Raw genomic sequence first — 4,063 nt, 5'->3', positions numbered from 1 at the left:
TCGAGATCGGCCAGGCTGGCGCTGTCCCAGAAATTCGGGGCGCTCGCGTTGCGCTTGTCGAGTGCCTTGCGCAGGCGGGCGACGTCCTGTTTCAGCGTGGCCAGCCCGAGCAGCGGCGGCTGATCGGCCGGTTGTTCCGGATAGAAGCGACGAATGAGCAGGGCGGCGCTGGCCCAGTTGGTGAAGGCGTAGGCCTTGCCTTCGCGGGCGTAGGCATCGCGGTAATGCTCGGCCATGTTGACCAGGGCTTCGCAGCGCCCGCCAGCGGCCGTTTCGATCAGCGCCAGGCGTTTGTAGGCACTGCCGAGCAGGCTCAGCCGTTCGCTGGTCGGGCCGCTGGCGCACAGCCCGGCGAGCCGGCCGATGGCCTGTTCGATGTCCTGGCGCAGGCTAGCGCGCAGCGTGTTGTCCCGCTGGCCGTCGTCGGCGGCGAGCCAGCGGCTGCCGGCCAGGCGGACTTCGTAATTGGCCAGTTGCTCGATGACGCGCACGCTGCATTGCCCGGATTCGGCGGTGAGGGCGGCGCGCAGGCTGGCGATGGCTTTTCCCCATTCGCCGGCTTCGCCCCAGGCCAGGCCGAGCGCCGCCGCCACATCGGCCCGCTGGGTCCAGCCCTTCTGGGCGGGTGGAATGCGTTTGAGACGGCGGTCGAGGCGCTCGGCGATGTCCGCGTTGTCGCCACCGTCGCGCAGGCCGCTGGCCAGATTATCGAGATCGATGGCCAGTTCGTGCGGCGTCGCGTAGGGCGGCGCCTCGGCGTAGTGCGTCACGCCGTCGCGCGCCAGGCGGAAATTCGGGTCGCCGTAGCACTGGTAGGCGCCCCAGGTATTGACGTTGTCGCAGACGACGAAAATCTCCTCGCGGGCGGCGCGCACCGCTTCGCCGAAGAAGCCGCCGGCCATCATGTGGCGGTAGAAAGCGTCGGCGAAGGCCTTGCCGGCCACGTCGTCAACGGCCCAGCCGGCGGCGATGACGGCCTTGACGCCCATGTTGATGAACTGCTCGGCGAGGTTGGCGGCGAGCACGCCGGGTTCGGTCTTGCCGTGCCCGTCGATACGTCCGACGTGGCAGCAGTTGATGAAGACCAGCTCGGGCACCCAGCGCATCTGCTCGATGTCGCCCGGGGTCAGGATGGTGTCGAGGCCGATGACCATGCCCGAACGGGCGACGGCCATTTTCGCCGACTGGTAGTCATGGACGCCATGGCCAGCCAGGTGGAGGATGCGCCACTTTTCGCGATGCAGCGCTTCGAGGATGGCCGGGGTGCGTTCGTCGATGCGGTCGGTGACGTCGTAGCCGGCGTTGGTCAGCGTGCCGACGACGCTCAGCGCCTCGTCGCGGGCGCCGGGCAGGTCGGCGAAGTCGGGCGAGTTGCCGAGATCCGGGTTGCCGATGACGAGCGCCGTGTCGTTCGGCGCGTAGGCCGGCCGGGCGCGGAAATTTCTCGTCTTGAACTGGCGGATCATCCCGGCATTGACGGCCGGCGGGCGCGGGCTGCTGCCCCAGCGGTCTTCGAGCAGTTCCCACGGATAGCGGGCCGAACGCCGGTCGACGAGGACCACGAGGTTGCCTTGCTGGCTCGACAGTTCCTTGATGCGGACCGGCAGCAGCAGTTCGAACAGCGTCTTGGCTGCCTCGGCGTTGCGGTTGGTGTCCTGGCTGGCCATGTCGATGAAGGCGTCGGCCAGCGACAACTGGCCGGTGGCCATGGTTTCCTCGGCGCGCGCCTTGTCGGTCGGGAAAATGAAGCGCAGCGACTGGTCGTTGTGCTCGTCCACGATGATTTCCAGGCGGTGCCACCATTCCGGCGCCTCGTCGGCGCGCAGCCGGTGCTGGCCGGCCTGGCCCGGTTCGATGGCCAGCGCGTTCCAGCGCAGGCTGCCAGCCAGATCGACGTTGTCGATGGCCTTGCGCAGGGCGTGGGCGGCCGATATGGCGAGGTCTTCGTAGAGTTCGACGAACTCGACGCGGTCGATCACCACCTTGCCGTCCATTTCGTTGGCGGCCAGTCGGGCATTGGCGGCAATCGCCGCGCGCAGGACCGCCTCGACGGCATCGCCGATCGGCACGCCGCCAGCGCCGGTGCCGATGAGCAGGCAGCTGAAGGCCGCCGAGCGCGGCCGGCTGGCTTCGCCGAAACGGTCGTCCGGCCAGTGGGCGACGCGCAGCGCATAGTCGAGCAGGGCGCTGCGCATGGCTTCTTCGAGCTGGCCGGGGCCGAGCTTGCCGACTTCGCCGAGGCCGACGACCAGGGCGCCGGCCGGCTTGGCCGTCGGGCTGTCGTTGAAGAAAGTGGTGCAGGTGCCGAGCGGGCCCGGGTAGATGCCGAGATCGGCGCGGCCCGACAGGGCGCCGCCCAATTGGCGGTCGAGCGCCTTCTCGGCGCTGACGATGGTGTCGCCCTGGTAGTGGCCGACGACGACCGGGTGCTTGGCGTAGGCCAGGCTGCCGTGGGTGATGCCGATATCGATGAGCAGACCGGCTTTTTCGCCGATTCCACGGTCAACCGGAATTCCGCCCGAAAATCCAAATGTGCCGATCTCGTCCGGGCCGGGAATGCTGTCGGCCAGCGGCATGCTCGGCAGGACAAAACGGTCCTCGCCGCTGGCGGCGCGCGACTGGGCCGGCGGGGCGGCGGGGAGCAGCGTCGTGCTGCCCTTGACGAGCAGATCGAGGTAGCCGGGGAAGGCTTTGGGCTGGGCGCACAGCGCATCGTGGGCGGTGTCCTCGACGTACCACATGGGGACGCCGGGCAGACGGCCGGAGTCCCAGCTCACCGTGCCGTCGCCGGAGGCGGTGGCGATGAATTCGAGTTTCTTGCGCTGGCTCGGCGGCTCGTCTTCGCGGCTGACCAGCTGGTAGTCGACGACGGTGGCCGGCTGGCAACCGGCGACGTAGCACATCAGCGGGTCGGGCGGTGCGTCGCGCAGGCGTTGCCACGAGATGGCCGCCTCCTTGAGCGCGGCGGTATCGGCCAGTTGCCAGTCGGCCTCGGTGCTTTCCCTGATCGCCTGCCAGTGCGTGAGGTCGGTGAAGTCAGGATCGCGCGGCGCGAAGGGCAGCAGTTCGAGCAGGCCGGCATAGCCGCGGACGAGGTCGATGATCTCGTCGGTGCCGTGCGTGATGTCGAGCAGCGCCAGCTTGGCCTGCGTCGGGTTGAAGCCGCTCAGCCAGCGGACCGCCTCGTAGGAGCCGAAGTTGGGCGTACCGAGCATCAGGAAGCGGCTGCCGGGCAGGCGCGAGATGCGCTGCCAGAGGGCGGCGCCAGCAGCCTTGTCGGCGATCATCGAACGGACGACGAGGCCGCCCATCGAATGGGCGACGAGGCGCAGCGGCTGTTGCGTGCGCTCGGCGCGGTCGACGAGGGGGGCCAGGGTTTCGGCCAGGCGAGCGGCGGCATCGCGGATCGAGTGGCGCCAGTCGTAGGGGAAGATGTCGACGTCGTGGCTACGCGCCAGGAAGTCGACGAGGGGGCCGTAGAAGTCGTCGACCAGGCCGACCGGCGTGATGTCCGGCTTGCCCATGCGCAGCTTGCCGAGGCCGCCGGCAAATAGCGACGCGTAATTGAGCCAGACCTCATCGTCGCCGGCCTTTAGTTGGCTGCCCATGGTGCCGGGCAGGACGACGGCAATCGGCCGTGGCGCACTGTCGCTGCGCCGACGGATGAACACCCCCCGGGCAAGGGCGGCACGGCTCTTGCCCGCACTTTCAATGGGCAGGAAGCCGCCGCTTTCCTGGTCGCCGCGGCTGAGTGCGGCGCGCAGCCAGTTGATGCTCTGGCCGTTGGTGAAATAGCGGAAATGATTGACCTTGGCCCCCTGATCCTTGCGGTAGCGGGCGCCGCTGGCGAGGCGCGGCAGGCCGCCGAGCATCGAGGCGGTATCGACAACGAGGTCGTGCTCGTTCTTGTAGAACCAGTCGGTGGCCAGCACCTTGAGCGAGTTCCACAGCGAGTCGCCGCCTTCGATGTCGCCGGCGATGACCGACAGATCGGCGTCGGTGGCCAGTGCCGGCAGGCTGTTGAGCAGGCGGGTCAGGGCCGAGCCGGGAATCATCGCCTCGA

Annotated in this window: 1 protein-coding gene; it reads right to left on the bottom strand. The window is 68.8% G+C overall.

Annotation, left to right across the window (positions count from 1 at the left end; all coding sequences use genetic code 11):
- Positions 1 to 4,063: CHAT domain-containing protein (locus tag ADADOO_RS06440; RefSeq protein WP_511276008.1), on the bottom strand; the 4,063-nt coding region annotated here is incomplete at both ends.

Origin of the sequence: Azonexus sp., assembly GCF_036170495.1 — a bacterium.
In the GTDB taxonomy this organism is placed as follows: Bacteria; Pseudomonadota; Gammaproteobacteria; order Burkholderiales; family Rhodocyclaceae; genus Azonexus.
Note: the sequence above shows the minus strand (reverse complement) of the source record. Positions and strands in the feature narration are given on the sequence as shown.